The 26,603-nt window shown below is 31.3% G+C and carries 27 protein-coding genes; all 27 read left to right on the top strand.

Annotated features, from left to right (window positions below; all coding sequences use genetic code 11):
• The 27 genes from murD (at window position 1) to KQI88_RS12940 (ending at window position 26,587) form a co-directional block, all read left to right on the top strand.
• Entirely contained in the window at window positions 1–1,365 is a 1,365-nt protein-coding gene (murD, locus tag KQI88_RS12810; RefSeq protein ID WP_216417953.1) for a UDP-N-acetylmuramoyl-L-alanine--D-glutamate ligase, read from the top strand.
• A gap of 4 nt (window positions 1,366–1,369) precedes the next feature.
• Complete coding sequence (spoVE, locus tag KQI88_RS12815) at window positions 1,370–2,488, top strand: stage V sporulation protein E (RefSeq protein WP_216417955.1); 1,119 nt, start codon at window positions 1,370–1,372, stop codon at window positions 2,486–2,488.
• A 5-nt stretch (window positions 2,489–2,493) separates the two neighbouring features.
• On the top strand, window positions 2,494–3,594 hold the full coding sequence (murG, locus tag KQI88_RS12820; protein ID WP_216417957.1) for an undecaprenyldiphospho-muramoylpentapeptide beta-N-acetylglucosaminyltransferase: 1,101 nt from the start codon (window positions 2,494–2,496) through the stop codon (window positions 3,592–3,594).
• Window positions 3,595–3,709: 115 nt separating this feature from the next.
• Window positions 3,710–4,960, top strand: a complete 1,251-nt coding sequence (gene murA / locus KQI88_RS12825) for a UDP-N-acetylglucosamine 1-carboxyvinyltransferase (RefSeq protein ID WP_216417959.1) — start codon at window positions 3,710–3,712, stop codon at window positions 4,958–4,960.
• Window positions 4,961–5,068: 108 nt separating this feature from the next.
• Entirely contained in the window at window positions 5,069–5,854 is a 786-nt protein-coding gene (locus KQI88_RS12830) for a cell division protein FtsQ/DivIB (RefSeq protein WP_216417961.1), read from the top strand.
• A gap of 3 nt (window positions 5,855–5,857) precedes the next feature.
• The gene (locus tag KQI88_RS12835) at window positions 5,858–6,586 is read left to right on the top strand and encodes a DUF881 domain-containing protein (protein WP_216417963.1); all 729 of its coding nucleotides are present in this window, start codon (window positions 5,858–5,860) and stop codon (window positions 6,584–6,586) included.
• Window positions 6,587–6,604: 18 nt separating this feature from the next.
• Window positions 6,605–7,330 (top strand): DUF881 domain-containing protein, encoded by a 726-nt coding sequence (locus tag KQI88_RS12840; RefSeq protein WP_216417966.1) that lies wholly within the window; start codon window positions 6,605–6,607, stop codon window positions 7,328–7,330.
• Window position 7,331: 1 nt separating this feature from the next.
• Complete coding sequence (locus KQI88_RS12845; protein ID WP_216417967.1) at window positions 7,332–7,685, top strand: small basic family protein; 354 nt, start codon at window positions 7,332–7,334, stop codon at window positions 7,683–7,685.
• A gap of 374 nt (window positions 7,686–8,059) precedes the next feature.
• Window positions 8,060–9,157 carry a cell division protein FtsZ gene (ftsZ, locus tag KQI88_RS12850; protein WP_216417969.1) on the top strand — a complete coding sequence of 366 codons (1,098 nt, stop codon included), beginning with the start codon at window positions 8,060–8,062 and terminating at the stop codon, window positions 9,155–9,157.
• A gap of 253 nt (window positions 9,158–9,410) precedes the next feature.
• Window positions 9,411–10,301, top strand: a complete 891-nt coding sequence (spoIIGA, locus tag KQI88_RS12855) for a sigma-E processing peptidase SpoIIGA (RefSeq protein ID WP_216417971.1) — start codon at window positions 9,411–9,413, stop codon at window positions 10,299–10,301.
• 77 nt (window positions 10,302–10,378) lie between these two features.
• A complete protein-coding gene (gene sigE / locus KQI88_RS12860; RefSeq protein WP_212382313.1) occupies window positions 10,379–11,092 on the top strand; it encodes an RNA polymerase sporulation sigma factor SigE in 714 nt (237 codons plus the stop codon).
• A gap of 217 nt (window positions 11,093–11,309) precedes the next feature.
• Window positions 11,310–12,083 (top strand): RNA polymerase sporulation sigma factor SigG, encoded by a 774-nt coding sequence (gene sigG, locus KQI88_RS12865; RefSeq protein ID WP_212378387.1) that lies wholly within the window; start codon window positions 11,310–11,312, stop codon window positions 12,081–12,083.
• 102 nt (window positions 12,084–12,185) lie between these two features.
• On the top strand, window positions 12,186–12,509 hold the full coding sequence (locus KQI88_RS12870) for a YlmC/YmxH family sporulation protein (protein WP_216417973.1): 324 nt from the start codon (window positions 12,186–12,188) through the stop codon (window positions 12,507–12,509).
• 114 nt (window positions 12,510–12,623) lie between these two features.
• Window positions 12,624–13,085 carry a transcriptional regulator NrdR gene (gene nrdR, locus KQI88_RS12875; protein ID WP_216417975.1) on the top strand — a complete coding sequence of 154 codons (462 nt, stop codon included), beginning with the start codon at window positions 12,624–12,626 and terminating at the stop codon, window positions 13,083–13,085.
• A gap of 61 nt (window positions 13,086–13,146) precedes the next feature.
• Window positions 13,147–13,959: a peptidoglycan editing factor PgeF gene (pgeF, locus tag KQI88_RS12880; RefSeq protein WP_216417977.1), complete on the top strand. Its 813-nt coding sequence runs from the start codon at window positions 13,147–13,149 to the stop codon at window positions 13,957–13,959.
• A 13-nt stretch (window positions 13,960–13,972) separates the two neighbouring features.
• Window positions 13,973–14,671 (top strand): response regulator, encoded by a 699-nt coding sequence (locus KQI88_RS12885; RefSeq protein ID WP_216417979.1) that lies wholly within the window; start codon window positions 13,973–13,975, stop codon window positions 14,669–14,671.
• A gap of 8 nt (window positions 14,672–14,679) precedes the next feature.
• Window positions 14,680–16,446 carry a two-component system histidine kinase PnpS gene (gene pnpS, locus KQI88_RS12890; protein ID WP_216417981.1) on the top strand — a complete coding sequence of 589 codons (1,767 nt, stop codon included), beginning with the start codon at window positions 14,680–14,682 and terminating at the stop codon, window positions 16,444–16,446.
• A gap of 218 nt (window positions 16,447–16,664) precedes the next feature.
• Window positions 16,665–18,464 (top strand): flavocytochrome c, encoded by a 1,800-nt coding sequence (locus KQI88_RS12895; protein ID WP_216417983.1) that lies wholly within the window; start codon window positions 16,665–16,667, stop codon window positions 18,462–18,464.
• A 239-nt stretch (window positions 18,465–18,703) separates the two neighbouring features.
• Window positions 18,704–20,314 (top strand): sensor histidine kinase, encoded by a 1,611-nt coding sequence (locus tag KQI88_RS12900; RefSeq protein WP_216417985.1) that lies wholly within the window; start codon window positions 18,704–18,706, stop codon window positions 20,312–20,314.
• Between the two features lies 1 nt (window position 20,315).
• Window positions 20,316–21,089: a response regulator transcription factor gene (locus tag KQI88_RS12905; RefSeq protein WP_216417987.1), complete on the top strand. Its 774-nt coding sequence runs from the start codon at window positions 20,316–20,318 to the stop codon at window positions 21,087–21,089.
• 257 nt (window positions 21,090–21,346) lie between these two features.
• Entirely contained in the window at window positions 21,347–22,072 is a 726-nt protein-coding gene (locus KQI88_RS12910; RefSeq protein WP_216417989.1) for a DUF1614 domain-containing protein, read from the top strand.
• Window positions 22,059–23,228 carry a stage II sporulation protein P gene (spoIIP, locus tag KQI88_RS12915; protein WP_216417991.1) on the top strand — a complete coding sequence of 390 codons (1,170 nt, stop codon included), beginning with the start codon at window positions 22,059–22,061 and terminating at the stop codon, window positions 23,226–23,228. Before KQI88_RS12910 ends, spoIIP begins: the two co-directional genes overlap by 14 nt.
• Window positions 23,229–23,243: 15 nt before the next feature.
• The gene (locus KQI88_RS12920) at window positions 23,244–24,182 is read left to right on the top strand and encodes a YIEGIA family protein (RefSeq protein WP_216417993.1); all 939 of its coding nucleotides are present in this window, start codon (window positions 23,244–23,246) and stop codon (window positions 24,180–24,182) included.
• A 3-nt stretch (window positions 24,183–24,185) separates the two neighbouring features.
• Complete coding sequence (locus KQI88_RS12925) at window positions 24,186–24,383, top strand: capping complex subunit for YIEGIA (protein WP_216417994.1); 198 nt, start codon at window positions 24,186–24,188, stop codon at window positions 24,381–24,383.
• A 13-nt stretch (window positions 24,384–24,396) separates the two neighbouring features.
• Window positions 24,397–24,669 carry a DUF3189 family protein gene (locus KQI88_RS12930; RefSeq protein WP_216417996.1) on the top strand — a complete coding sequence of 91 codons (273 nt, stop codon included), beginning with the start codon at window positions 24,397–24,399 and terminating at the stop codon, window positions 24,667–24,669.
• A gap of 19 nt (window positions 24,670–24,688) precedes the next feature.
• Window positions 24,689–25,147: a DUF3189 family protein gene (locus KQI88_RS12935; RefSeq protein WP_216417998.1), complete on the top strand. Its 459-nt coding sequence runs from the start codon at window positions 24,689–24,691 to the stop codon at window positions 25,145–25,147.
• A 108-nt stretch (window positions 25,148–25,255) separates the two neighbouring features.
• Window positions 25,256–26,587 (top strand): DUF512 domain-containing protein, encoded by a 1,332-nt coding sequence (locus KQI88_RS12940; RefSeq protein ID WP_216417999.1) that lies wholly within the window; start codon window positions 25,256–25,258, stop codon window positions 26,585–26,587.
• Window positions 26,588–26,603 lie beyond the last annotated feature (16 nt).

A 26,603-nucleotide genomic window follows, 5' to 3' on the forward strand; every position in this document is an offset into this window, starting at 1 on the left:
ATGAATCTAAAGAGTAAAAATGTACTAGTTATTGGTTTGGCAGTTACTGGAGTACCATTGGTAAAGGCTTTGTGTCAGTTAGGTGCAAATGTAGTTGTAAATGACTTAAAAAAAGAAGAGTATTTAACAGACAGCATTAGCTTGTTGTCGAATCTAAATGTTAACTACATATTAGGAAAACATCCAGAAACTATAGAGTCATTAGGGCACCTAGACTTAGTAGTGGTTTCTCCAGGGGTACCATTAGATATACCATTTATAGATCAAATAAAAAACAAAGGAATAGAAATTATAGGTGAAATAGAATTGGCCTATAGATTGTCTAAAGGACATATTGTAGCTATTACAGGAACCAATGGAAAAACAACTACTACTGCTTTGGTTGGAGAAATTTTTAAAAATGCTGGAAGAACTGCTCATGTAGTTGGTAATATTGGTGTAGCTTTTATATCTAAGGCATTAGAAACAAATGAAGATGATGTAATTGTAATTGAGACCAGTAGTTTTCAATTAGAAAGCATAGTTGACTTCCAACCAGAGGTAGGGGCAATCCTTAATTTAACTCCAGATCATTTAAATCGACATAAAACTATGGAAAATTACCAAGAGGCAAAATTCAATTTGTTTAAAAATCAAGTAGCTAACAATATTGCAGTAATAAACTATGATGATTTAACATTACGTGAGAGAAGTAAGACATTAAGCGCAACTAAAATTTATTTTAGTAGAAAAACACTATTAAAAGAAGGTATTTTTGTTGATAATCAAAAGATTGTATTGATAAAAGATGGAGAAAAAATAGATATTATTTCTATAGATGAAATATATATTCCAGGTAAGCATAATTTAGAAAATGCTTTAGCTGCTACTGCCATAGCTCTTTCTTTAAATGTGGATATAGAAGTTATTAAACATACTTTAAAAACATTTATAGGAGTAGAACATAGAATAGAGCCTGTAGATATTATTAATGGAGTAAAGTTTATTAATGATTCCAAGGCTACTAACTCTGATGCAGCTATTAAAGCTTTAGAAGCTATAGATACTCCTATTCTATTATTGGCAGGGGGACTTGATAAAGGAACAGAGTTTGATGATTTTATCAATGCTTTTAATGGAAAGGTAAGGCATATGTTTGTATATGGAGAAACAGCACAGACTTTATTGGAAACTGCTAAGAGGCTAAACTTTGACTATGTAACTAGAGTTGAAAATTTAGAAGATGCAGTTAAAAGTGCTTACAATATATCAACTAATGGAGATACTATACTACTTTCTCCCGCATGTGCTAGCTGGGATATGTACGAAAACTTTGAAATGAGAGGAAAACATTTTAAAGAAATTGTTGCACAGTTAAGGAGGTAAAAGTATGGCCAGAAAACAACCCCAAGACTTTATTCTATTTATTTCCGTATGTATGTTGGTTATAATTGGGATAATTATGGTGTTTAGTTCAAGTTATTCATATACTTTAGTTAATATGAACGATGGTTATTATTATCTAAAAAGAGTTTTAATATGGTCTACCGTTGGTACTTTTGCCATGATTTTTTTCTCTAGAATAAATTATTGGCATTGGTCTAAATATGCGAATCTTGCTTTTGTTGTAAGTATAATTCTTTTAATTGCAGTATTAACACCATTAGGTATTACAAGAAACTATGCGCAAAGATGGCTTGGAGTAGGATCTCTTACATTTATGCCTTCGGATATAGCTAAACTTGCATCAATAATATTTATATCAACTAGCATTAGTCGTAAAAAAGAAAAAATGCAAACTTTTTCACAAGGTATTCTGCCCTACTTATTAATTATGGGACTGTATTTTGGATTAATTTATGAACAGCCAGACTTTAGTACAGCCTTTGTAGTAGTTGTTATGATTTTCGCTATGGTCTTTGTGGGAGGCATTAAATTCTCGCACTTTATGGCAATAGCTACAACTGGAGTTACAGGATTAATCGCAATGCTTGCAGTTATTTTATTGACTGGAAAAGGATATAAAACTGATAGAATTACAGCTTTCATAGATCCATGGCAGGACCCAGCAGATACTGGATTTCAAGTAATACAGTCCTTATTAGCGATAGGTACTGGTGGTATATTTGGTAGAGGGCTTGGTAGAAGCGTACAGAAACATTTTTACTTGCCAGAACCACAAAATGACTTTATATTTGCTATTATTGCAGAAGAACTAGGTTTTATTGGAGGAGCAACTGTTATTCTTTTATTTATGGTTTTAATATGGAGAGGAATAAAAATTGCTATGAGTGCACGAGATATACAAGGATGCGTTATGGCTACTGGTATTATTACTATGATCGCTGTACAGGTTATGATAAATATTGCAGTTGCAACATCATCTATGCCTGTTACAGGTATGGCTCTTCCTTTCATAAGTTACGGAGGAAGTTCTCTAGTTACTTTTATGGCGTCTATAGGAATTCTGCTAAACATATCTAAACATACTAACTTAGACAGGAGCTGAACAAGATGAGAGTGATTTTGAGTGGTGGGGGTACTGGTGGACATATTTATCCTGCAATATCTATTGCCAACAAAATTAAGGAAAAGCATCCAAATGCAGAAATATTATTTATTGGAACTGAAAAAGGTATGGAAAGTGATATTGTACCTAAGGCCGGCTATTCAATAAAGTTTGTTACCGTAAGTTATTTAAAAAGAAAAATTTCTCTTCACAATATAAAAAGTGCAGGTATGCTTTTTAAAGGTATATTAGAAGCAAGAAAGATAATAAAAGATTTTAGGCCAGATATTGTTATAGGAACAGGTGGATTTGTATGTGGTCCTGTTGTTTATATGGCATCTAAACTAGGTATTAAGACAATAATACATGAACAGAATGTATTTCCAGGTCTTACTAATCGTATTTTAGATAAGTATGTAGATAAAATTGCCCTTAGTTTTAAAGAGGCAGAAAAATACTTTAAAAGTAAGAACAAACTAGTAGTAACAGGAAACCCTATACGTGGAGAGTTTTTTAATGTTACAGAGGAAGAAGCAAAAGAAAAATATGGCATTAAGTCAAACTTACCTATTGTACTTGTTGTAGGCGGTAGTGGAGGTGCTCTTAAAATAAACAATACTGTAGTAGAGATGTTAAAGCTATATAAACCTAAAAATTTTAAGATTATTTTAGTTACTGGCAAAAGATTGTATAAAAATACAACTGAAAATATCAATAAAGAAGATTTAGCTAATAATCATGAAATACTTCCTTACATTAATGATATGCCTTATGCCCTAAAGGCCTGTGATTTGATTGTATGTAGCGCAGGTGCGATTACTATTGCAGAGGTTACAGCAGTAGGGAAGTCTGCTATACTTATTCCCAAAGCTCATACGGCCGAAAATCATCAAGAATATAATGCAAATGCTATGGGTAGTAAAGGAGCAGCAGTAGTTATTCGTGAAGACGAACTAAATGGAGAAGTATTAAATAGACAAATTGGAAAAATATTAAATAATAAGGACACCTTAAAGTCCATGGAAGCTGCAAGTAGAAAAGAAGGAATTACCGATGCTGCTGATCGTATATACAAAGAGATAGAAAGCCTTCTAAATAAACATTGATCATTAATAATGACACACCTTTAGAACTTTTGCATATGATGTTTATATATTTGTTTTTTGATACATACTGTGCAATTTTTAATAAATATTTATTAGTTCTGGAGGTGACTGGATAGTGAGTAAACTCATTATTGATGGAGGCAATAGGATTGGTGGAGAGGTTAGAGTAGGTGGGGCCAAAAATTCGGTATTACCGATTTTAGCTGCTACTGTACTAAATGGCGGTATTAATGTTGTTCACGATATACCTAAACTTTTAGATGTGGATATTATGGAAAAAATATTAACATCTTTGGGTTGTTCAGTCAAAAGAGAAAATGGAACAATTGTTGTAAATTCTAAAGAATTGACAAACTACGAAATACCAGAAGAACTAGTTAGGGAAATGAGATCATCTATAATTTTTTTAGGAGCTATGTTATCAAGATGTGGTAAGGTGAAAATAAGTTACCCAGGTGGTTGTGAAATTGGGCCAAGACCTATAGATTTACATTTGAAATCTTTACGAGAAATGGGAGCGAAAATAGAGGAAAGACATGGTTTTTTAACTTGTGAAGCTACTAAATTAAGGGGTTCTGATATTCAATTAGATTTTCCAAGTGTTGGTGCTACAGAAAATATTATGTTGGCAGCAATATTTGCTAAAGGAACAACTGTTATTAGAAATGCTGCTAGAGAACCTGAAATTATTGATTTAGAAAACTTCTTAAATGCTATGGGTGCTAAGGTTTCAGGTGCTGGAACGGCCACTATCCGTATCGAAGGCGTAGAGAAGCTATATGATGTAGAGCATAATATAATACCAGATAGAATTGTGGCTGGTACCTATTTAATAGCTACGGCTATTACAAAAGGTGAAATAGTGTTAAAAAATGTTATACATGAACATTTGCAATCAACATTGTATAAACTTAGGGAAAGTGGATGCATAGTTCAAATTTATAATCATAGTCTAAAACTTATAGCTCCTAAAGAAATTAAAGCTGTAGAATCAATTAGAACCCTACCTTATCCTGGCTATCCTACGGATATGCAAGCACAAATGATGAGTTTAATGACTCTAAGTGATGGAATAACAATAGTTACTGAGAATATATTTGAAAATCGTTATAAGCATGCTAATGAATTAGTGAGAATGGGAGCTAATATTAAAGTAGATGGACGAATAGCTATAGTTAAAGGTGTGGCCAAATTAAGTGGTGCAACAGTAGTTGCACAGGATTTAAGAGGAGGAGCTGCTTTAATAGTAGCAGGTCTAGCAGCAGAAGGTACAACAATTGTAGAGAATATAAAGCATGTAGAACGAGGATATGAAAATATCCATGAAGTGTTAGGTACATTAGGTGCTAGAATAAGAAAACAGTAAATCTGTCTATTAAAAATTAAATGAATGTAAGTTTATATTAGGAGCGGCCAAATAGCTGCACTTAATATAGTCTTTTAGTGGACAAGCTGTGAAGGTAGGGGTGAAAAAATGGCGGCTGAAGAGAAAAGCTACATTGAAAAGAGAAAAAAAGCCCGTAAGATAAAGACAAGAGTTTCCAGTATATTATTTGCTTTAGTATTTATGTTTTGGGGAATATATTATTTATTACAATCAGACTTGATGAATTTAAAGAACATAGTAATAGAGGGTAATGAACAAGTGGAATCAGAAGAAATTATTAATCTTTCTAATTTAGTTATTAATAGAAATATATTCAAGTATAATCTGAAAGAAATAGAAAAAGACATAGTATCTCATCCATACATTAAAGAATCGAAGGTACAGAGAAAACTTCCTAGAACTATTACAATTGAAGTGAAGGAACGACAAGAATATGCTATAATACCATATATGGGGTCATATATATATATAGACGAAGAAAATATAGTGCTAAATGCATCGGATAGTTATATTGCTAATGATCATATATTAATTACAGGTGTAGAATTTAAAAGTTTTAAGGTAGGCGAAAAGATTGAGGCTACTAATGATAAAGGATTGAAGGTTGTTATGGATTTGCTAAAAGCGGCAAAGATGACTTCAATATTTGAGATGATATCTGAAATTAATATTACCGAGGAAAATAATATTCGTTTAATTACCTTTGATGGTGTAGATGTATTGTTAGGTGAAGGGAAAAATCCTGCCTATCTTATGGTAGCCTTAGATGAAATACTAGTTAATCTATATACAAAAAACATTAGAAATGTTGTAATTGATATGAGATATGAAGGTCACATTTCTGTAAAAGATAGGAATACATGGGAGGACTAGCTTATGAAAGAACTAAACGGTAAGGTTGCTTTAGGTGTCCTTTGTGCTATTTTAGGTTTAACTATATCTATGCAATTTAAAGCAGTAAAAGGAAATGCCGGAGGATTCTTATCTAGTCAAAAGGCACAGCAGTTGGCATTAGAGTTAAAGGAATTAAGAGTTGAAAAAAGTAGTCTGACAGAAGAGTTAACACAATTGGAAAAAAGATTAAAGGAATACGAAATGTCAGAGGCTGATGAAAGTTTTATTATTAAAAATTTAAAAAAGGATTTGGAAAAGTACCAAGTAGTATCTGGATATAAAACTATTGAGGGTCCTGGAATTGTTGTTACAATTGATGATCCTATACAAGATCATCCCGGCCATGGAGAAAGCAGTTTTATTATGTATAACTATGATATTCTTTTAGGTGTTATTAACAAACTAAATGGAGCAGGAGCAGAGGCTATTTCAATTAATGATCAAAGATATACTTCAACAACTGAAATTTATTACACTTCAAATTCTGTACTAGTTAATTCTGTACCCACCTTACCACCCTTTACTATAAAAGTAGTTGGTGATGCAGAATCATTATACGCAGCCCTTAATATGAGGTTTGGAATTATTGAAGAAATGAGAGAACTATACAAATTGCAGGTTAATATAAAAAAGGAAAACAATGTTGTAATACCTCGTTATAATAAAACCACTAACTTTAAATATGCAAAACCTATAGATGCTACTTCCTAGAAAAGTAGAGGTGTAATTATGAAAATACAGTTAAATAAAATAATAATAATAATTCTTTTATGCACTATTCTTGGTTTTTTTATAGCTATTCAAGTGAAGAACGTACAAGGTGATTATAGCTTTGTAAGCTTAAAAACGATAACAGACCTTCAAAATATGGTGAAAAGAGAACAGGAAGAAGTCTCAAATATGAAAGAACTCATAGCTTCTAATAAAAGTAAACTTATTGAATATGAAAATGCTATTCGAGAAGGCGGAAGTATTAAAGATGTTTTGAAAAAAGAAAATGAACAACTCAAAACCATAAGTGGATTTGTGGACTTAGAAGGTCCTGGAATTATTATTAAGCTTAGTGATAGTGAGAGAGAATTGTACGAGTGGGAAAATCCAAATGATGTTATTGTACATGATGCAGATGTACTCAATATTATAAATGACTTAAAAATAGCAGGAGCAGAAGCACTGTCTATTAATGGACAAAGAATAATGAGTATATCAGAAATTCAATGTGCAGGATATACTATTACTATAAATAATCATACCTATGGACAACCATTTATTATAAAAGCTATAGGCAATCAAGATACTTTAGGTGCAGCAGTTAAATCACCAGATTCTAATGCTTTTATTTTAAAAGAGGTATATGGACTAGGACTAGAAGTAGAAACTGATGAGCATGTAAGAATTGCCAAATATAATAATAGTATTGTTTGGAAATACCTAACGCCGAAGGAAGGTGAATAAAATGATTTTTGCTATATTAGGATTGATGTTAGGAGTCTTTTTAGGATTAAAGTTAGATATAACTTATCCGGCCAAATATGCTCTTTATATTTCTGTAGCTATTTTGGCTTCTCTAGATTCTGTTTTTGGTGCAATACGTTCCATGCTAGAAAATAAATTTAATACTGAAATATTTGTTTCAGGTTTTTTTGGTAATGCTATTCTGGCTGGATTTTTAGCATATATTGGAGACCGTTTAGGTGTACCTTTATACTATGCAGCAATTTTTGCATTTGGAGGAAGACTTTTCCAAAACTTTGCCATTATCCGTAGACATTTATTAGATAAAATTCGTTTTCGATCAACTGCGAAATAAGTTGGGCCAATAGTCACGGAAATTTTGATGAAGAACTAGGACCTTTGTTGGTGTTTTTTTATTTCGAATTATATACAATAAAATTTTATATATTATTGTATATAAAAAAAAAGGAAATCTGTGATTTTTGTTGAATTAATCTATAGTTTATAAAATAATACAAATGTTATTTCTTACAACACATAGGAAATTGTATGCTTTTTAAAACTGCAAATAAGTTATAATTTCCGTAATGTGTTTCAACAAAATCGACATTGAGAATCTTTGAAAAAGATTTTGTTCTTAAATAGATTTAATATTTATTAAAGACAACCATGGATTATGCCATGACATAAAAACGAATGAAGCTATTTACATAACAAGGGGGTAATATTGTGTTGGAATTTGATATGAATATGGAGCCATTCGCTAATATTAAAGTAATTGGTGTTGGCGGTGGAGGTAATAATGCTGTAAATCGTATGATTGAGTCAGGTCTAAAGGGAGTGGAGTTTATTTCTGTAAATACAGATAAACAGGCTTTATTCACTTCTAAAGCTGAACATAAATTGCAAGTTGGTGAAAAGCTTACGAGGGGTTTAGGTGCTGGTGCGAATCCTGAAATTGGGAAGAAAGCAGCAGAGGAAAGTAGGGAAGATATAGCCCAATTACTACAAGGAGCAGATATGGTATTTATCACTTCTGGTATGGGTGGAGGTACAGGTACAGGTGCTGCACCTGTTGTTGCGGAAATTGCTAAGGAACTAGGTATACTTACTGTTGGGGTAGTAACAAAACCCTTTACTTTTGAAGGTAGAAGAAGAATGATCCATGCAGAGCAGGGTATACAGGAATTAAAAACTCGTGTGGATACTTTAGTTACTATTCCTAATGATAGACTACTTCAAGTAATTGAAAAGAAAACAACTATGCTAGAGGCTTTTAGAATAGCAGATAATATATTAAAGCAAGGCGTTCAAGGTATTTCAGATTTAATTGCTGTACCAGGACTTGTTAATCTTGACTTTGCTGACGTAAAGACAATTATGTTGGAACAAGGTCTAGCTCATATGGGTATAGGTAATGCAAGTGGCGAAAACCGTGCTGCTGAGGCTGCAAAGCAAGCAATTCAAAGTCCATTACTAGAAACATCAATTACAGGTGCAAAGGGAGTTCTATTAAATATTACAGGCGGATCTAACTTAGGATTATTCGAAGTGAATGAGGCTGCCGAATTAGTGGCACAAGCTGCAGATCAGGATGCAAATATTATTTTCGGTGCAGTAATTGATGAAGATTTAAAAGATGAAATTAGAATTACAGTAATAGCTACTGGTTTTGAAAAAGATATGGTAAAAATGATAGATACTCAAGAACAGAATATCATTAGAAGACCTGAAATAAAAGAAGTCGCTGCTACAACTGAACAAGATGTGAAAAGTGATAGAAATGAAGATCTTGATATACCTATTTTTCTCAGGAGAAAAAGATAATATTTACATAAATAATAAATTAAATAAAAAATATAAAAGACCAAATTTATGGTCTTTTTCTTTTTCCCACGCTTTAATAGTATCGGATGACTTTTGTGATTAACATATTTCCACCTAAAATATAATACAAAGTGGTTTTTCGACTACAGATAATGACAAAAAAATAATATACAATCCTATATAATATACATAAATCCAAAAAAAATGAATAATTTTATAGTGAATATATTATGTCCCTATAAGGGGGAGAGTTATGATCGTATATGCTGAATATGTATTTTTAGAAAACTTTATTATGAATTATATAATATTATCTTTAACAGGTAAGTTTGCTAAATACCCTACTAAACGTACAAAATTAATCTTAGCATCTTCCTTAGGAGCTTTATATGCATTTATTATTTTTTTTCCATCTCTATATTTTTTATTTTCAATATTAATGAAGATTGCTTGTTCCATGTTAATAATTATTTTATCCTTCACGCCATACCGTTTCAAAGACTTTTTTAGGTTGATAGGTATATTTTATTTAATAACACTAATATTTGGAGGAGCGGGCTTTGCACTTTTTTATTTCACAAGCTTCAATGGAATTGTAAGTAATGGAATCTTTTACATGACAAATATATCAATAAAAAACATATTTATTTCTTGTGGCATAGGATATATTTTAATTCAATTTTGTTGGGGTTATATTCAGAAACAGTTGTCAAAGGAAAAAATATTAATGAATGTTAGAATTAAAATTAATGATGAGATAGTAGATCTAAAAGGCATAGTGGATACGGGTAACTCATTAACAGATCCAATTAGCAAGTATCCTGTAATAATTGTAGAATATAATGCAATAAAAAGCCTTTTGCCTGTTGAACTTAAAGATATTTTTCTAAATAATCATGTGTTTAATTTTGAACAAGTAGTTGAACAATTGGTTGATAGCAATTGGATAACAAGATTTAGAATAATACCTTATCAAGCATTAGGTACCGAAAATGGAATGTTAGTTGGATTTAAGCCAGATAATGTATTAATCCATGATGATAAACATAATAGGGATATTAAGGAAATAATCGTTGCTATTTATCATAAGAAACTGTCTAAAACTGGAGATTATATGGCGTTATTACATCCAGACATTATATAGGGAACAGGAAGGGTTATAAATCCTTCTATACAAAATTGAAATTGGAGGTATACAAATTGAATAAAATTATTAACAAAATGAAGCTAATGTATCGATATTATTTAATTAAAATTTTAAAGAAAGTTAGACTTTATAATGAAGATAGTTTATATTATATAGGAGGTAGTGAGGCTTTACCTCCGCCTTTAAGTAATGATGAAGAAAGTTTTTTAATAGCTAAGCTTAAGGATGATGAAAGTACTGTTAGAACCATTTTAATTGAAAGAAATTTACGCTTAGTGGTATATATTGCTAGGAAGTTTGAAAACACAGGAATAGGAATAGAAGATTTAATTTCTATAGGGACAATTGGACTTATAAAGGCAGTAAATACATTTAACCCAGAAAAAAACATTAAACTTGCTACCTATGCGTCTCGATGCATTGAAAATGAGATTTTAATGTATCTAAGAAGAAATAGTAAAGTAAGAATGGAAGTTTCATTTGATGAGCCACTAAACATTGATTGGGATGGAAATGAGCTATTACTTTCGGATATATTAGGGACAGAGAATGATATTATACATAAATTTTTAGAGGAAGAAGTGGATAGGGAGCTGTTAAAGATAGCATTAGAAAAATTATCTAAAAGAGAAAGAAAAATAATGGAATTAAGATTTGGCTTAAATACTGGACAAGAAAAGACTCAAAAAGAGGTTGCAGATATCTTAGGAATTTCACAGTCTTATATTTCAAGATTAGAAAAAAGAATTATAACTAGATTACAAAAAGAAATAAATCGTTTGGTGTAAAAAGCAGCTTTGCTGCTTTTTTTAGTATAAGAAAATAGCAAATTTCTAATTGGTGATAGATTTTAAGTTGTAGTAATATTTTGAGATATACTTACACTGTGACAGTAGCAACTACATAGTAGTATAGGAATTTTTATTTTAACAGTATAATTTCGGTCAAACGGTCAATAATCTAAAATACTAAAGGGGTAATTCATAGTGAAAGGACTGAAAAACAATGCATATTAATAAGGTTGAAATTTGCGGCGTAAACACATCAGAATTACCAGTATTAAAGAATAGCCAGATGCGGGTATTGTTTGATCGAATTCATAAGGGTGATAATAGTGCTAGAGAAGAGTTTATTCAAGGAAATTTGAGACTAGTATTGAGTGTAATCCAAAGATTTAACAATAGGGGGGAGCACGTCGATGATTTATTTCAAGTCGGTTGTATAGGTCTTATAAAGGCTATTGATAATTTTGATCTGAGTCATAATGTGCGTTTTTCTACATATGCGGTTCCTATGATTATTGGAGAAATACGTAGATACTTAAGAGATAACAACTCGATTAGAGTCAGTAGATCATTAAGAGATACAGCATATAAGGCTCTCCAAGTAAGGGATCAACTAATCAATAAAAATTCTAAAGAACCAACTATTGCACAAATTGCTGAAGAATTAAATATACCGAGAGAAGATGTAGTATTTGCTTTAGATGCTATCCAGGATCCTGTTTCTCTTTTTGAGCCAATCTATCAAGATAGTGGTGATGCTATATATGTTATGGATCAAGTGAGTGATGAAAAAAGCGAAGATGAATGTTGGATTGATGGAATAGCACTTCGCGAAGCTATGAGAAAACTAAATGCTAGAGAAAAACATATTTTATCCTTAAGATTTTTTGAGGGTAGAACTCAAATGGAAGTTGCAGATGAGATAGGTATATCTCAAGCACAAGTATCTAGATTAGAAAAAACAGCTTTAAGACATATGAGAAAACATATTTAATCCCTCCTAGTGAGGGGTTTTATTTTTGTAATAATTTTTATGTAACATATATAAATATAGATATAGGACAAAATGCAATCTATAAAGTGGAGGAGGTAAAATATGATAAAGGCATCAGATTTAACAGAAAAAGAAGTGGTTAATATAACTGATGGTAAAAGAATAGGAATGATTGCTGATATGGAAGTTGATTTACAAAAGGGCAAAATTAATGCCATTATAATTCCTGATAGTGGAAGATTAAGAGGATTATTTAGTAAAGAATTAGAATTTGAGATTAGATGGAATCAAATAAAAAAAATTGGTGAGGACGTAATATTAGTCGAAATAAAAGATGGATCGGAGCCTCTAAAAGCTTCATCTAGTGATGAGGAAGTTATATATATACCTAGAGAAGTAACAACATCTTCTTCTGAAACTTTTTAAAAGAATTAGACATCTAAATTTTACTATATTATAATATAGGTAAGTTTAAAATGATTTGTCGTTTAGGATAAAGGACTGATATTAAACCTATGATAAATGGAAGGAGGAACGACTATGAATTGTCCATTTTGCTCACATCATGAATCAAAGGTAGTAGATTCCAGACCAACTGATGAAGGACAAGCGATTAGAAGAAGAAGAGAATGTATTGTATGCTCTAAAAGATTTACTACATATGAAAAAGTTGATGAAATCCCATTGATAGTAGTTAAAAAGAATGGGAATCGGGAGCCTTATAATAGGAATAAAATATTAAATGGAGTAATTAGATCCTGTGAAAAACGACCTGTATCGCTAAGAGATATCGAACAATTAGTAGATGGAATAGAGAAGCAAATATATAATACAATGGAGCGGGAAATTACAACAGAGCTAATAGGAAACTTAGTAATTGATAAAATTAAGTATCTTGATGAGGTTGCCTATGTGAGATTTGCATCGGTCTATAGGGAGTTTAAAGATATAAATACTTTTATGGATGAAGTCAAAAAGATTTTAAGTGAAAAACCACAATAATGGGTATTTTATAAGAGCAGGTCTTTTCTTGCTCTTATTTATTGCTTAGGGAGGAGTAGAGATGGAATACAATATTGTAAATAAAAATGAAGTTCAATTTGTAACCTTTGAGAGGTTCAATAATATGCCATTTATTAAGCATGGATTTAGTACTAGAATAGGTGGTGTTAGTGAAGGTGTATATAATTCTTTAAATTTAGGTCTAAAAACTGAGGATAGTGAAAATAATGTAAGAAAGAATATTGAGAAATTTACATTGGCAGTAGGAGTGGATAAGGAAAACTTAGTTATATCAGATCAAGTACACAGCGATGTAATTAAAGTTGTTAATAATGAAGATAAAGGAAAAGGTTACTTCAGAGAAAGGGATTATAGTGGGATAGATGGTTTAGTTACAAATGTTAAGGGTATCCCTTTAATGACTATATTTGCTGACTGTGTACCTATATTTTTTGTAGATCCTACAAAGAAAGTCATTGCCGTAAGCCATGCTGGATGGAAAGGAACTCGATTAAAGATAGGAAAGAAGACAGTAGAAGTTATGATGCATGAGTATGAATCAAATCCAAAAGATATAATAGCAGTAATAGGACCATCTATAGGGGAGTGCTGCTACGAGGTAGACCAAAGGCTAATCAATGAATTTAATAATAGTTTTATAGATACATCAACATTTGTATTTCCAAAGCAAGAATATAAGTATAAGCTTAACCTTTGGAATGCTAACCGTATTACTTTGGAAGAAGCAGGTTTATTAAGTGAAAATATTATAATATCGAGTTTATGCACAGGCTGTAATTTAGATCTATTTTATTCCTATAGAAAGGAAAAAGGTAATACAGGTAGAATGGGTGCAATAATTCAATTAATATAATGTGAGGTGCGTAATGAATCAAAAATATAAGAAAACAATATTAGTAGTTGATGATGAAGAGCATATTTTAGAGCTAATTAAATTTAACCTAGAAAGAGAAGGATATAATGTTTTACTATGTGATAATGGAGAAGAAAGTATTTCTATGGTACATAATAATGCTGTTGATCTAGTAGTGTTGGATTTGATGCTTCCAGGAATGAGTGGAATTGAAGTGTGTAAAAGACTTCACAGAATAGATGAATTTGAAAACCTGCCAATTATTATGTTAACTGCTAAAAGTGAAGAAGCTGACAGAGTGCTAGGATTAGAGTTAGGTGCAGATGACTATATAACTAAGCCATTTAGTGTTAGAGAGCTAATAGCTAGAATAAAGGCGGTGCTTAGAAGAAGTGAAGGTAGACAGGAAAGTATGGAAAAAATCATATGTGTAAAAAATTTGATTATCGATACGGAAAAACATATAGTCACTATTAATGGAGATCCAATAGAATTAACCTATAAAGAGTTTGAACTTCTAAAAATATTATCAGAGAACAGGGGAAAGGTATTATCTAGAAACCTTTTACTTGATGAAATTTGGGGATATGAATATTTTGGAGAGACAAGAACAGTAGATGTACATATTAGACATTTACGAAAAAAAATTGGAGATGATAAGTTAAACGAATATATTGAAACAATAAGAGGAGTAGGATATAAGATGAAGTAGGTGACATTATGCAGAAAAAGATATTTGTTATTTTTACTCTAATACTGCTTATTAGTACATTGTTAACTGGATTTCTTTCATTAAGCCTTATAACTAATAATTATACTAACGAACTTGAACAGAGATTGATTTCAAATGCCCAATTAATAGAGGGTGTAATTAATGAAAATAAAGAATTGGCAAATACTGTAGAGTTACAAAGACTATCGGAGGATTTAGGTAATAAAATTGATGCAAGAATAACAATTATAGATAAAAATGGTGAAGTATTAGCAGATACATTGCCTAATAGTTTGCCCGCTAAAAATCATGGAAATAGACCAGAGGTAAGAAAAGCTATGGATGGTGAGATCGGCAGGGAAATTCGTTACAGTAGTACTGTAAAAGAAGATATGCTATATATTGCATTACCATCACACTTAGAAGCTGAAAATATAGCGGTAATAAGATTATCTATGGATCTTGTAGAAAGAGATAAAATAAATCAGCGACTATTTTATTATACTGGAGCGTCAATTTTATTTAGTTTAGTAGCAGCCTTATTGTTGGGATATAGATTTATTGGTAAACTAATGGAGCCAATTAAACAAATAATAGAAGCTTCAAAGAAAATTGCCAATGGAAAATTCGATAGAAGGGTTAAAGTTCAGTCAAATGATGAAATTGGGGAGTTAGCTAATCATTTTAATCATATGGCAGACCATCTCGAAAATACGATAGTACAATTATCTGATAGTAATACGAAGTTTAAAGCTTTGCTAACAAGTATGATAAATCCAATTATAGCAATAGATAATAATCGGCATATTATATTATTCAATCAATCAGCGGAAGATCTTTTTAAAGTAAATACTAATGATGTTTTAGGGAAAGATATATTAGAAGTCATAAATAAGTACTCATTAGATAGACAGCTAATAGAAGTATTTACTAATAATAAAAGTCGTATTGAAATAAGTATAAATTATCCTGAAAAAAAAGTACTAAAAATACATACTAATCCAATTCAACTTGATCATGATCCAATTAGAACATTAGGAACAGTAGCACTAATTGAAGATATTACAGAAATTAGAAGATTAGAAAAGATGAGATCTGATTTTGTCACCAATGTTTCTCACGAGCTAAAAACTCCACTTACATCAATTAGTGGATTTGTTGAAACATTAAAGGCAGGAGCCGTTGAAGATGAAGAAGTAACAATGCGTTTTCTAGATATAATAGAAATTGAAACTGATAGATTAAAACGTTTAATAAACGATATTTTAACATTATCAGAAATAGAAAATATTGAAACTAACCTAATTACACATGAAATTTTCCCTGGAGATACTTTAAAGGAGGTAGCTGATGTTATTACACCAATTGCAAATTCTAAAGAAATCGAATTGCATACCGAAGTTGATCTTAATTTACCTACTATATATGGTAATAGAGATTGGTTTAAACAGTTAATAATCAATTTATTAGATAATGCAATTAAGTATACTCCACCAGGTGGCAAAGTTCGATTAATAGCCTATAAAAAATATAATAATATTATAATTATAGTGAAAGATACTGGTATAGGTATTCCTAAAAAGGATATTAGCAGACTCTTTGAGAGATTTTATAGAGTTGATAAAGCAAGAAGCAGAAAGGTTGGAGGAACAGGCCTAGGATTAGCCATTGTAAAACATATAGTATTATCATTAAATGGAAGAATCAAAGTAAATAGCGAAGAAGGAAAGGGTACAGAGTTTACTGTGATAATTCCTGTAAATAAAGAAATTTAATACTAACCTGTAATTTAAAAAGATGTTCACTTTTTGAGCATCTTTTTTTGTATTATAAAAATCTTAATTAATAATTAGATAATGAAATAGTTTTAATTTATATAATTATTATTTAAGTGCAAAAAACATTGTTAATGTGCAAATACAATTTATTAAAACAAAACTATAATAATGATAGATATTTAACAAATAAAACTTTATACATGGGAGGAAGTACTATGAAAAAGGGATTTAAAGTTATGTCCTTATTATTAGTTTTCTTAATGACTTTTGTTGGTCTAGCAGCTTGTGGTAAAACAGATACGGCTGCTAATACTGGTGGAGGGAAGTACAAGGATGGTGTATATGAAGGTAGAGGAGCTGGAAATGGAGGAGACATTATACTAAAAGTAGCAGTAGAAAATGGAGATATTGCGTCTATAGATGTTATAGAGCATAAGGAAACAGAAGTACTTAGTGATGCCGCATTTGATAAAATAATTAATGCAGTATTAGAGAATAAAAGTATTAACATAGATGTTGTTACTGGTGCAAGTTTTACAAGTAGAGGTATTATAGCGGCTTTAAAAGATGCATTAATTAAAGCTGGTGGTAATGATGACATTTTTAGCAAAGATGTGAAAATTAGCGTAGCTAAAGAAGAGAATGAGCTAGAACAAACCTATGATGTTATTGTAATTGGCGGTGGTGGTGCTGGTTTATCTGCTGCAGTTGAGGCACAAGCTGCTGGTGCTAAGGTAGTATTACTGGAAAAGATGAGTAGCCTTGGTGGAAATACCCTTGTATCTGGTGGTGGCCTTAATGTACCAGGTACGGATCAACAAAAAGCACTTGGAATTGAAGATAGCGTAGAAACCTTTATAGAAGATACTATGAAGGGTGGAGATAATATTAACAATAAAGAATTAGTTACAGTTATGGCCGAAAATGCACTCTCTACAGCAAAATGGTTGGTTGATAAAATTAAAGTAGAATTTATGTCTGATCGTCTTCAACAATTTGGTGGACACTCTGTACCGAGAGCACTAATTGCTAAAGGTAACCATGGAACTGATCTGATTCAAAAGCTTAAAGCTTATGGAGATGATTTAGGTGTAGTTTTCAAAATGGAAACTAAAGCAGAGGAATTAATAGTTGATGATAATAATAGAGTAGTTGGCGTAAAAGCTACAAATACGGCTGGGCAAGAAATTATTTTTAATGCTAATAAGGGAGTTATTATAGCTTCAGGAGGATTTGGCGCAAATTTAGATATGCGTAAAGAATATAATCCAGAGATTGATGAGAAATATAAAACTACAGATGTAGCTGGTACTACAGGTGACGGTATCGTAATGGCAGAGAATATCGGAGCGGATCTTATGCATATGGAATATATTCAAACCTATCCTACATGTAATCCAAAGACTGGTATTATATCATATGTAGCAAACTCAAGATTCGATGGAGCTATACTATTAAACCAAGAAGGTAATCGTTTTGTTGAAGAGATGGATAGAAGAGATGTAATATCTAAAGCGATTTTAAATCAGACAAATCGTGAAAGTTATTTAGTCTGGGGACAGGAAGTTGAGCAAGTTGGTAACATGACGGAGCTTCATAAAGATGAATACAACAATTTAGAAAAACTAGATTTAATATATAAAGCAGACACAATAGAAGAATTAGCTGAGCATTTTAATATTGATGTAAATTCATTTAAAGCAACCATTGAAAAATACAATAAATATGCAAAAAATGGTAAGGATGAAGACTTTAATCGTAGAGGTTCATTTTTACCAATTGAAAAAGGACCTTTTTATATTCAAAAAGTAGCACCAGCCGTACATCATACTATGGGTGGTATAGTAGTAAATAAAGAGGCTAAAGTTTTAGATAAGGAGGGGAATATAATACCAGGGTTATTTGCAGCAGGAGAAGTAACTGGAGGAATCCATGGTACAAACCGATTAGGAGGAAATGCTGTAACAGATGTAGTTGTATTTGGTAGAATAGCCGGTGAAAATGTAGTTAAATAGAAATAAGAAAACTGTATGTATATCGTACAGTTTTTCTTATTGTGAATACAACAAGGTTCCCGGGACCCATCAGCAATCTTTGATTGCGTTGATGGGTGGGGGTTCTTATTATAATCCTCAGAAAAAGAGTGTTAATTTATAACTATATAGATATCCTAGCAAAGATTGCTATATAAAATACAAAATAACTATTTTATAATAGTTTTATAAGTGAAACTTAATTAGTATGGAGGGAAAACATGAGATCAATCCAGTCTAAAATAACATTATATGTGGCAGGAAGTTTGCTTTTATTGTTTATGTTATTGCTTTTGACAATAGATATGGAAATGGATAAAACTATAGTACCACTTAGTAAAAATTTGACCGATCAAATTGTAAATGCTAGAGCTGAGCAAATTTCGAATTGGATTGAGGAAAGGTCAAATGAAATTCAATTAATTGGTAATGATATTCAACACTTAGGTATGGGTATAGAAGATGGATTAGATCATATGAACTTTATACTATGCAATAATAAAACTTATGAATCCTTTGGTATTATAGATAGTCATGGAATTGCATGGATAACTGATGGATCAAAATTTTCTATTTCTAGCCGTGAATATTATAAAAAAATTATTGAAGAAAATCTCAGCTTTGTGATTAGTAATCCAATTAAATCTAAGTCAAATAGAGCAGACATTGTCATTATGATGTATAAGCTTCCATATAACAATAAATATGGATTTAAATATATTTCGGCCGCTGTTCCAATTGAAGCCATAAAGGATATTGCTGAAAATATTCATTTATATGATGGTGGAAGCAAAATTTATGACAAGTGGGGAAATCCAATTGGTGGAGGCTTATCTATTGATAATAATGAGGAAAATCTTGTAAGCTTTAAAGCATTAATAGATAAGTCTCCAGATTGGACACTGGTGTTTCAAATACCAGAGGATAGACTACAGGAAGGCACCAGAAAGCTGCAAAGTGCTGCCTTAATTATTGGAGGATTAGTAGGAGGGGCATTAATATTACTTCTGATTTTTTTCAGTTCATCTATAGTAGCTCCTATCCGTAGATTGCAAAATCTAATGAGAAAGGTGGAAACTGGTGATTTGACTGTTAGACTTGAGGACAAAAGAAGAGATGAGATAGGAGATTTAGGAAGAAGTTTTAATCAAATGTTAGATAAATTATATAGGGTTCAATATGAAAAAAGAGAAATTGAATTAAGATTATTACAAGAGCAAATAAAGCCACATTTTCTTTATAATACCTTAGATACAATACGGTGGGCTGCCATAGAATATGAAGCAAATGAAGTAGTAGATTTAATAGAAGCTTTGAGTACTTATTTTAGAATAGGACTTAGCAAAGGGAAAAATTTTATTGCTCTATCGGAAGAATTAGACCATATTGAAAGTTATCTTCAAATACAACAAGCTAGGTATGAGGAATTTTTACAATATGAAATAAGATATGATGAAAACCTAGTTGAAGAGAAAGTTATAAGAATCTTGTTGCAGCCACTAGTGGAAAATGCTATTTATCATGGTATTAAGCAAGATGACAATGATGAAAATAAAGTATGTAAAATAATTATAAATATATTTTCAGATATGGATAATCTTATAATGGAAGTAAAAAATAATGGAATGCAAATAGATGAGGTTCGTATTGAAAAGATTCAAAGTACACTTGAAAGTGATGAAAAACAAGGAGAGCAGATCGGCTTTGGATTATATAGTGTAAATCATCGTTTAAAATTGGCCTTTGGGGATAAGTATGGACTAGTTATTACAAATAAAGATGACTGGACAGTAGCAAGAATACGATGTCCCCTTATTAAAGGAGAAGATTAAAATGTGGAAGGTTTTAATAGTTGATGATGAACCTAAAATAAGAAGAGGTTTGAGAAAGTGGATAGAAGAATTTAATCTTAACTATAAAGTAATTGGTGAGGCTAACAATTATACTGAAGCATTAAAAATTGCTGAAAAAGAAAAACCGGATGTTTTTTTAGTTGATATTAATATGCCTAAGGTCAATGGTTTAGATTTAACAAGGCAATTAAAGAATAAATATCCTAGAGCATATACTATTATAATTAGCGGGTATGATGACTTTGAATATGCACGGCAAGCATTAAAACTACAAGTATTTGATTACTTGCTAAAACCTGTTCCTAAAACAGACTTTTATCATATTATGAAGACATTGAGAGAGAAGCTATACCTAGAATACAACATAGTTAATGATATTAATGAAGACTTAAATAAAATTAATGTTCTGGGTAAACAGGAGAAGGATGTACCTGCGATAGTGCTAAGGGTTAAGGAGTATATTGATAATAATTACTCGGACCCAGAATTGACTTTACTTAGAGCAGCTAATTTATTTAACATTAATAAGACCTATTTAAGTAAATTAATGAAGGAACAGTTAGGATATTCTTTTACAGAATATATGACAGAAGTGAGAATCTCAAGAGCTAAAGAATTATTAAATACAGAAATTTCACAGGTTAAAATGTATGAAATTGCAAAAAAAGTAGGTTTTAGAAGCCAACATTATTTTAGTAGAGTGTTCAAAAATAACGAAGGAATATCTCCTTTAGAGTTTAGGAATAAGCTATAGATAAGATAACATTAAATTTCTAAATTTTTCAAAAAACAATTCTGAGTTATTTTTTATTATAAAGCATCTATATTTTGTAGATGCTTTTTTTATATAAGATTTTAAATTAGACTATACCTTTTAGTATAGTTTAATTATTGTAAGGGAAACATAAATTCAACTAAAATAATAAACTACATGATCAATTACTGAAGCATATGTAGCTAGTTTTTGTAAAATTCAATTAGTTAATTACTTTTTTACAAGGAGGAATCAAGATGTCTGGAGGAATGATTTTACTAGTAGTTGTAGCAGTGCTCATTTTAATGGGATTAGGACATAGAGTACTTGATAGGTTAAGACTGAGTGATAAATCTGCTCTCGCTATACTCATAGCAATAGTTGTATCAACGATTTTTATTCCTGATATTGATATAACGAATAGAGTGTCTATTAATATTGGCGGATTCGTGATACCTATGGGATTGGCTATTTATCTATTTATTAAAGCAGAAACTGGAAAAGAAAAGGCAAGATCAATTATTGGTGCATTAGCAGCAGGGGTTGCTATTTATTTAGTACAGAGATACGTGCTTCCCGCTGAGCCAGAGAACTTACCTATAGATCCTAACTATGTTTATCCTATTGTAGGCGCTATAATAGCCTATGCATTGGGAAGATCTAGAAGAGGTGCATTTATCGCTGGGGTAGTTGGAGTTGTAATTAGTGATTTGATTCAACTTATTTTGAATAATATTAATAACATACCTGCACCGACACGCTTCGGTGGAGCTGGTGGTGTAGATACAACAGTTATTACAGGTATATTGGCTGTACTTATTGCAGAAATAGTAGGAGAAACTAGAGAAAAGCTACAAGGAGGAACAGAAAAAAAACGCTTACATTTTGATAAAGGACATTTCGTCAGCTCACTAGGTGAAAATGAAAAGAGAATTGAAATAAAATCAGATGAAACCAGAGGTGATAAGGATGAAGAAAAGTAGATTGTTTTGTATATTATTAGTATTAATTACATTGATGACACAAATAGCAGTAGCTGATGATTGGTATAGTAAGGAAGCAGGATATTATAAAGTATATGATTCTAATACTAATAAACTATTATTCAAAACTGCTAGAGAAGTTACAAAGAATGACCAATATTTAAGTGGCGATAACAAAATGTATAAAGTAACTAAGGTAAATAAGAAAACTAATATTGCTTATGCAAAGTTTGTAGAAGATATTTCACTACCTGAAATAGATGAAGAAGCTTTTGCTAATATAAAACTAGCACTGGATCAAAAAATAGATATAAGTGCAATATTGACACAGGCAGAACAAGGGGATAAAAGTAAAAGAAAAGTAGGAATATATGCAAGCCACACTGCTGAATCCTATGAACCTTCTGATGGAACTGAAAGTATAGTCGGCGCTGGTGGTGTGCTTAAAGTAGCAGAAAAGTTAAAAGAAGGATTTGAGGGCAATGGAGTAAATGCAATATTTGATAATACATCTCATGATCCCCATGATGCAGGAGCCTATAAAAGATCACGTAGAACTGCTCTGCAATTAATAAGACAACAACAACCTACTGCATTAGTTGACGTGCACAGGGACGCAGTACCTGCAGAAGAATACTTAACAGAAATTAATGGGGATCCTGCTTCAAAGGTAAGGTTAGTTGTTGGAAGAAGGAATCAAAACTTTAAAGCCAATGAGGAAATGGCAATGAAGGTAAAGGCAGTAGCAGATAAGATGCATCCAGGTTTAATTAAGGATATTTTCTATGCAAAAGGCGATTATAATCAAGATTTAACACCTAGGGCCATGCTTTTAGAAATGGGGACATATAAACATACAAGAGAAAGAGCTGAAAAGTCTGCTGGATATATGTCAGAAGTAATTACAACAGCACTATTCGGTGGTACATTTAAGGATGAAAGGACAAATGCGGTAAAGGAAGTAAAACCATCTCAATCCACTGGACAAAGCAATAAAGGATCAGGAGCGGGAATATTAGGGGTTTTAGCCGTAATTGTTATTGGAGGAGCAGGCTTTATGTTTTTAAGTAGTGGAGGTACAGAATGGAAGTCTAAGATATCTAATTTTGGCCAAGAATTTACAAACTTTTTAGGGAGAAGTAAAAAGAAAAAGTAGATAGGTGATTTGATATTGGATAAATATTATATTTTAATTATACCAGCTTTAATAATGGGAACAATTGCAAGGGTTCATATGATGAAGTCTGACTATAGACAATATCCAACATATCCAAAGGGATATTTATCCCACTTTACCCTTGGATTTATTGCTGCAGGTCTGGGCGCAGTAGCTGTACCTGCTGTAATTGAAAAGGAATTTGCGGCTATGACATTTTTAGCATTGGCCGCTCAACAGTTTAGAGATGTACGAAGTATGGAAAGGGAGAGCTTGGATAATATTGAAATAACAGAGATGGTACCAAGAGGAACCGCCTATATTGAAGATATTGCTAAGGCCTTTGAAGCAAGAAATTACATGGCTACAATTACTGCTTTCGTTACTTCCACTATAATATATATCACTATACTTTTAAAAATTACCCAGTATATAGGTATATTTTTAGGCGTGATAGGTGGATTGATAACACATTTATATATAAAAAATTTACTACATGGTGAAGAAGTTGGTGATATAGCTGATGTAAAAGAGGCACATATTTGTTTTGACGGTCCAATGCTAAAAATAAATGATATAGTAATTAAGAATGTTGGTCTACAAGAAACAAGAGATATATTTTTAAAAAAAGGATTGGCTGTAGAAATTATTCCAAAAAATGAAAACGCAATAGCATATTTATCTAACATTGGGCAGAGACAAGCTATACAACATAATGCAGCTAATCAGTTAGGTATACGAAAGGATGTTGACGAACCAGAGCTTACACCAATAGCAAGAAGGAATCCTGAAAATGGAAATATAGTAATGGCAATAACTTTAATGCAACCTGACATAGGTGCTTTAATTGAAGTTGTAAAAAAGACACCATTATTAGAGTCTTCAAAAAGAAAACCTTTGGATGCAACTATTGTCCAGAAGCTAAAATCAAAAGAGAATATGAAGAGGGTGTAGTTTATGGAGTTTGGATTAAAAGAATTTATAATTGCAGTTGTAACATTGAATAAGGATATGGTAAGCCCAGGATCTATGACTCCAGTTTTTTATGCTCAACATGAAGAACATTTAATAGATTTATCATCTACAATTGCCAAAATCGTTGATGGGGCAGTACACGACCTGGGTATGGGAACATACATTATCGTAAAACATTAGGGTGTTTATGGTTATGAAAATTATATATATATATAACAAAAATCCTTATGCAGCTATTATGGCTGCATATGTGCATTTAAAATTAAATATTCCTGAAAATCTTAAAAATATTCAAAATAACTATAATAAAGAGGGATATTTTTATTATTTGGGTGTGGATGAAGGGTTAAATGAAGTATATTTGCTTTATATTAGTAAAAATAGTTATATTTTAAAAAACCTTTTAAATGGTTTTGCAAATATATATGATGAAGAAGTGGTAATTATAGATTTAGATAACAAATAAAATAAAGAAAGATGATAAAATGATGAAAATAATATATACTTGTTATGGTGGTGCTCATTCTTCGATTGTGGCATCTGCAATACACATGGGATATTTACCAGTAGATCGTATACCTACTAAGGAAGAAATATTAAATATTCCCTATTATGATCAGTCACCAAAAGAATTCAGGGGTACACCTATTTATATTGGTACAGATGAAAAATTAAGAAAAATATATGCCTTAGGGATGGGATCCTATCGCAGAGAATATACAGAAATAGCCTATAACTTTGCATTTCAGCTTAACAACGATGTGAAAAAAAATATTCAAATAATAAATGTCATTCCGCTATTAAGTTTTTCTGTAAAGATAGGAGGGTTTTTGTCTAGAAGAATAGGCTTAATTAAACTAGGAAGACCATTAACTGTAGCAGGAATACAAAAAAGGTATAATCTTTTTATAGAATTAGTAGAGGATGTTAAAAAAAGATGCTAATCTCTTGACTGACATTGAAATAAAATGATAATATAATTTGATGCAAGTAATTTACTATGGTACAATATTGGTACCTAGTATTAAAACTAAGTAAAAGTAGGTGTAGTATTGAGAGAAATAGGTTTAAAAAATATTATTAGTAAAGTGTATTCTGGAAGTATAGCAGAAGAAGTTGGTATACAAGTAGGAGACGAGCTACTTAAAATAAATAGCCATGAAATAGAGGATATTATTGAGTATAAATATTATTTAGCAGATGAGTATCTGGAAGTAGAAATTTTAAAAACCGATGGAGAGCATTGGATTGTAGAAGTTGATAAAGAGTACGATGAGGATCTAGGTATAGAGTTTGAAAATCCTATTATAGATCAGGCTAAAAGTTGTAGAAACAAATGTGTATTTTGTTTTATAGATCAATTGCCTCCTAATATGCGTCAAAGTCTTTATTTTAAGGATGATGATTCCAGGCTATCATTTTTACAAGGAAATTATATTACTTTAACTAACATGAGTGAGGAAGATATAAATAAAATTATTAAGTATCGTATTAGTCCTATTAATATATCCGTACATACAACTAACGGTGAGCTTAGAAAGAAGATGCTTAACAATCGATTTGCTGGCAATATATTAAATATATTAACAAGACTGGCAGAAAATAATATTGAAATGAATTGTCAAATTGTGCTTTGTCCCGATTTAAATGATAGAGAAGAACTGGATAATACAATTAAAGATTTAGGAAACCTTAGCTACAGCATAGGTAGTGTAGCCGTTGTGCCTGTAGGTTTAACCGCCTATAGAGAAGGATTACATAAGATGGATCCGTTTAATAAAGAAACGGCGTCCTACACTATAGATCAAGTACAGAAATGGCAAAAGAAATTTAAAAGTTCTATTGGTCGTAATTTTGTCCATGTTTCAGATGAGTTTTATGTTTTGGCTGATAGAGACTTTCCTAACTACGAAAGCTATGAAGGTTTTCCACAATTAGAAAATGGGGTAGGACTGTCAACCAAATTTAAATATGAGTTTTATCAATATTTAAGAAGATTGCCAATTGCACTTAAAAGGCCTAAGCATATTACAGTAGCCACAGGTACTGCTGCATACAAATTAATTAAAACAATGTGTGATGATTTGACAGAAAAAATAGGGAATTTAAAAGTAGAAGTAATTTGCGTAGAAAACAAATTTTTTGGTGGCCATGTTTCTGTAAGTGGCTTAATTACTGGACAAGATATATATAATACTCTAAAAGATAAATATTTAGGTGATAAAATACTTATTCCAGAGTCTATGATGAAAGCAGAGGAAGAAATATTTTTAGATGATTATACTGTTACACTATTAGAAGAAAAACTAGGAGTACCTATTCAAGTATGTGAAGTTGAAGGTAAAAAGTTTATACAAAGAGCATTAAATTTAAGAATGAAATAATAGAATTAGAGGTGGA

Origin of the sequence: Alkaliphilus flagellatus, from assembly GCF_018919215.1 — a bacterium.
Classification (GTDB): domain Bacteria; phylum Bacillota; class Clostridia; order Peptostreptococcales; family Natronincolaceae; genus Alkaliphilus_B; species Alkaliphilus_B flagellatus.